Raw genomic sequence first — 3,291 nt, 5'->3', positions numbered from 1 at the left:
ATCCAGGGGTTAGGATTGCGCGGCTTGAAGAAGCCCGGCTGCCCCATGACCATGGTCATCCACGAACTGGTGCGATTGCGGATATCACGGTAGATGTCGCCTTCCGGCGTATAGGCCCAGATCTTGCGACCCGAAATCGTCTGCCAGAATTGCTCGAGGCGCTGCAGCCGGCGGCTCGACTCATTGCCGGCGATGATCGCCGCATTGATGGCGCCGATCGACACGCCGGAAAGCCAGCTCGGCTCGCAGCCGGCCTCTGCCAATGCCTGGTACACCCCAGCCTGGTAGGCGCCGAGCGCGCCGCCTCCCTGAAACACCAGCGCGACGCGGTCATACTGCGCCGAGATCTCCGCGATGGTGGCGGTGGCCTCCTTGTTGCGATTGCGTTCGAGCACGGCTTTGGTCTCCGACTTCTGTTTGGGCTCTGAAAGGCTTGTGCAGCTCAGGTGCGGTCGGCGAGATAATCGTGAACCACTTCGCCCAGCCCAAGCGTCAGGTCGGCGGTGAAGTGGACGGCGGATACGATGTCGAGCACCGGCAGCCGCGCCACGTCGGCCATGACGTGCGGCCGCAAATCGAGCGCGGCGGGCGCAGTCCAGGCTTCCTTCAGCGTGATGTCGGTGAGGTGGTAGCGGACCAGTTCGCAGATGCGCGGCGTGCCGTCGACATGCGGGACGATCTTGATCAGGAAATTGGGCGCGGCCAGCGAAGCGAGGACAGAGCCATGATCGGCTTCCTTGTGCTTGTAGCCCATCGTGCCGGTGGCGCACAGAACGCTGCCATAGTGCAGCGTGCCGACGATGACCTCGCCTTCATGCACGATCTTGGGATTGGCAAGCTTCTTGGGAAAGCCCCACAGTTCGCGGCCGCCGGCGATCGGCGCGTCGTCGTCGAGATACATCGAATGGACATAGGCGCCGTGCTGGCCCTTGTAGCGCACCGGGATGACCTGGCCGGTCTCGGTGTAGTCGCCGAAACCGGTCGAGTCAGGCATGCGGATGAATTCGTATTTGACCAGCGGCTCGTCGATCTCCAGCGGCTCCGGCACCACCGCCTGAAGCGCCTCACGCGTCGTGCGGTAGGTTATGATAACGTATTCGCGGTTGAAGAAACGGTACGGCCCGGGCGGAAAGGAGGGGTTGGTCAGCGGCATCGCATAGGCGCGCTTCACGACATCGGCGATCTGCAAGGCTGTAGCCCCATTCTGGTTCAGGAATGACTGCGCGAATGCGCTCCGGATTATGTTGCACGGCACCATGACAGTGCCGTGTCAGCCGCCTGACAGCCGCCCAAGGGGCCTGTCGACGGCCGTTTCAACCCTGTAATCGCACCGACATATGGCTATGGCACTGTCATGGTGCGGCGCACAAAGGCGGCCCCGTTCGTTCCCTCCCACCTCTTGCGAGATCATCATGGGTTTCCTGTCTTCGAAGAACGCCCTCGTCACCGGCTCGACCAGCGGCATCGGCCTGGCCATCGCCCGCGCCTTTGCCGCCGAAGGCGCCAATGTCACCATCAACGGCCTTGGCGATGCGGCTGCCATCGAGCAGGAGCGCACCGGCATCGAGAGGGATTTCGGCGTCAAGTGCCGCTATTCCGGTGCCAACATGATGGATGGCGCGGCGGTCAGCGCCATGGTGCATGAGGCCGAGGCTGCCTTCGGCAGTCTCGATATCCTGGTCAACAATGCCGGCATCCAGCATGTCGCGCCGATCGAGGAGTTTCCCGATGAAAAGTGGGAAGCCATCATCCGCATCAATCTGCTCGCCGCGTTCTACGCCATCAAGGCGGCACTGCCGGGCATGAAGGCGCGCAAATGGGGCCGTATCATCAACACCGCCTCGGCGCATGCTCTGGTCGCCTCGCCGTTCAAGTCGGCCTATGTGTCGGCCAAGCACGGCATTGCGGGCCTCACCAAGACGGTAGCGCTCGAAGCAGCGCTCGACGGCGTCACCGTCAATGCGATCGCGCCGGGCTATGTCTGGACGCCGCTGGTCGAAAGGCAGATTCCCGACACGATGAAGGCGCGCGGCATGACCGAGGAACAGGTCAAGCACGATGTGCTGCTCGCCGCCCAGCCGACCAAGGAATTCGTCACCGTCGACGAGCTCGCCGCGCTGACGCTGTTCCTGTGTTCGGACGCGGCCAGGCAGGTCACCGGCACCACCTTGCCGATGGACGGCGGCTGGACGGCACAGTAGCCGGCTATAGGCTGAGAGAGGCTATAGCCTGAGCTTGGTCAAAGTTCTTTGACGAGGCGGTTCTGATCGCCGTGCAGATAGGTGTCCCAAACATAGTTGGAGATCAGCCGCCGGTATTGCTGGGTGTTAATCGACTTCCGGTAACCAGCGCCGCCGATATGCAAAAAGGCGCTGCCCAACATCTGATGACCGGAGTCGGCCTCGCCGAGGTTCAGATGAGCCGTAGTGGCCGGCACATCCACGACATCGTTTTCGCCGAGCAGGCGATAGAGCCCAGCCCAATTGCCTCCGCCGGTGTCCATCCCGTGGATGAAGCGGGGGTGAAAGTCCATGTTCACGTTCTCCAGGGCGCTAAAGCGAAAGAAGCAGAACCCTGCCCACAAGAACCACGCTTGGTGATCCGAAGTTGACCGGCGCTTTGAGCCATAGACGACTTTTCCTTCCATCGCCGCGGGAATGTCCACGGGGATGATCGGAAAGCAGTCGTGATCCAGAAAGCCGAACAGCTCCGGCTGCATCGGCCGGATGATATTGTGGAAGATCCAGTTCATGGATGTTCCGTGCGACCGGTTAGGATGACGCTCCCAGTTTCGGGGCAAGCTGAAGTAGGCGACGCCTCGCGCTCGACAGATTTCCTCGATACGGGTGCGAGCCGATTGCTTTGAAGAGTTGTCGACAACGACCAGCGTCATTCCGGACGAATACAGCTCCCAGGAGCGCGCCATCGCGTCGATGACCCAAGGGGTATTGAAGGCAATGACAAAACAAAATCTCCGGCCACCGGTTCGCCGCACTTCGTCGGCGAATTTCAGGCCTTCCGCAACACCGCGTCCACGGAAGTTGCGTTCAATCAAGGCGTTTCGCAATGCCTTGGCTGCTCTGACAGTCCGGTTCTGGTTCAGCAGATCGATAAGGACCCTTCTCGGGTTCCAGCTCATACAATTCCCCCAGGCTCTAAATGAGCTGTGGCTTTATTAGGCTGAAGCCTGCTTTCTCACAAGTCAGGTGTGGAGGCGGCGCGTGCTCGAGCTCCGTAGGGCTCTCCACACTGGAGATGGCCGCCGTGATGGCGATCGTTACGGCGATGGAC

General features: G+C 61.4%; 4 protein-coding genes. 1 reads left to right on the top strand and 3 read right to left on the bottom strand.

Going from position 1 to position 3,291, the window contains the following annotated elements; genetic code table 11:
* On the bottom strand, positions 1-395 hold a 395-nt coding region (locus EN914_RS29315; protein WP_206521649.1), incomplete at its 3' end, for a patatin-like phospholipase family protein.
* Positions 396-442: 47 nt separating this feature from the next.
* Positions 443-1,189, bottom strand: coding sequence for an acetoacetate decarboxylase (locus EN914_RS29310; RefSeq protein ID WP_024503028.1), 747 nt, complete (start codon positions 1,187-1,189; stop codon positions 443-445).
* 223 nt (positions 1,190-1,412) lie between these two features.
* On the opposite strand from EN914_RS29310, the gene EN914_RS29305 reads away from it, so the two are divergent.
* Positions 1,413-2,201: a 3-hydroxybutyrate dehydrogenase gene (locus EN914_RS29305; protein ID WP_024503029.1), complete on the top strand. Its 789-nt coding sequence runs from the start codon at positions 1,413-1,415 to the stop codon at positions 2,199-2,201.
* 38 nt (positions 2,202-2,239) lie between these two features.
* On the opposite strand, the gene EN914_RS29300 is transcribed toward EN914_RS29305, so the two are convergent.
* A complete protein-coding gene (locus EN914_RS29300) occupies positions 2,240-3,139 on the bottom strand; it encodes a hypothetical protein (RefSeq protein WP_024503030.1) in 900 nt (299 codons plus the stop codon).
* Positions 3,140-3,291 lie beyond the last annotated feature (152 nt).

The organism is Mesorhizobium sp. M7A.F.Ca.CA.001.08.2.1, assembly GCF_003998455.1.
Taxonomy (GTDB): Bacteria; Pseudomonadota; Alphaproteobacteria; order Rhizobiales; family Rhizobiaceae; genus Mesorhizobium; species Mesorhizobium ciceri.
Note: the sequence above shows the minus strand (reverse complement) of the source record. Positions and strands in the feature narration are given on the sequence as shown.

Coding starts and splice junctions, on each gene's coding strand:
- EN914_RS29305 (WP_024503029.1), top strand. CDS start 1,413: ATGGGTTTCCTGTCTTCGAAGAACGCCCTCGTCACCGGCTCGACCAGC.
- EN914_RS29300 (WP_024503030.1), bottom strand. CDS start 3,139: ATGAGCTGGAACCCGAGAAGGGTCCTTATCGATCTGCTGAACCAGAAC.